Annotated in this window: 2 protein-coding genes; both read right to left on the bottom strand. The window is 24.3% G+C overall.

The genetic code is table 11. The annotated features are described in order from the left end of the window. Positions 1 to 72: 72 nt before the first annotated feature. The gene (locus BR82_RS0114550; RefSeq protein WP_024721756.1) at positions 73 to 1074 is read right to left on the bottom strand and encodes a tyrosine-type recombinase/integrase; all 1002 of its coding nucleotides are present in this window, start codon (positions 1072 to 1074) and stop codon (positions 73 to 75) included. After that, positions 1064 to 1256, bottom strand: a 193-nt coding sequence (locus BR82_RS17300) for a hypothetical protein (RefSeq protein WP_034865321.1), incomplete at its 5' end; no start/stop codon positions are given. The genes BR82_RS17300 and BR82_RS0114550, both read right to left, overlap by 11 nt.

Raw genomic sequence — 1256 nt, 5'->3', positions numbered from 1 at the left:
ATTATGGAAAGTAACCAGAATATATATTGATATATTAATATATTCCTCATTATTTACTTTCCATAATATTATTTATTTAAATCTATCCAGTATAGAAGTAATTACTAAATCATCTTGTTTAATTTCATTCTTTTTATTTAATTCAAGTTTGTCAGTACGCTCTATTATTGCTTTTTGTAATATATTAATATTAGTTCTTACGTACATTTCAGTGGTTTGTACTGATTCATGACCAAGAAAATCACGGATATAATATATATTTATATCACATTCCAATAGATGTGTAGCTTTTGATCTTCTCAAAATATGTGGAGTTATAGTTCCTTGAAAAAAATCTTTATTTTCTTTTCGACATTCATTAGTATATTTATTAATTATATATGTAATTCCTGGTCTTGTAAGTTTTTTTAAACGTGAATTCATAAACAGATAATCATTATTCTGCAAATCGAAAGCTCTAATGTACTTTAAGATAATTGAGTTTACATTTGATGATATAGGTATTTCTCTTTGTTTTCTACCTTTACCTAACAGTGAGATAGTATTTCGTTTAAAATCAATATCCTTTACCTTTATTTCTATAAATTCACTAACGCGACAACCACTATCATATAGTAAACTTATTAAAGCCACATCTCTTATACCTTTTTTTGTGGTCGTATCAGGTTTTGATAGTAAAAGTTTTATATCTTTCATTTCTATATATCTCTTTTGTTTTTTTATTTCTTTTTTAAATTTAATTTTCAAAATATCAGTACATTGATCCAGATATTCAATATTTTGATTTATAATATAGTCACATAATGTATGAATAACTGCTAAACGTAAATTTCTTGTTCTGATAGAATTTTTTTTATAATCTTCAAGCCAATTCAGATATTTGATGACAATTTCTTTTTTTAAGTGACATAAAGTTATATTTTTTTCTAGGATACCAATACTTTTTAAATATTCAATAAAAGTCTGTAACGAGTATGCATATGTTTCGATTGTATTTTCACTGACACCTCTTTGCTTTCTTAAATAATCAGTAAAAAATCTACTGATAAGTTCTGAAAATCTACTATGTTTCATTTTCTTTCACCTTTGGAAACAATTCATTTATTACAGATATATGAGACATATCATTAAATTTATAATATGGAAGATGAATATAGACTTCTGTTTCGGTAATTTTCTCATGTCCAAGTAAACAAGATAATAAATAAATATCTTGGTTGACATTTATACCATTACTGATCATTTTTTCAATCATA

The organism is Thomasclavelia saccharogumia DSM 17460, from assembly GCF_000686665.1.
In the GTDB taxonomy this organism is placed as follows: Bacteria; Bacillota_I; Bacilli_A; order Erysipelotrichales; family Coprobacillaceae; genus Thomasclavelia; species Thomasclavelia saccharogumia.
This window is presented reverse-complemented; position numbering and strand designations above follow the sequence as displayed.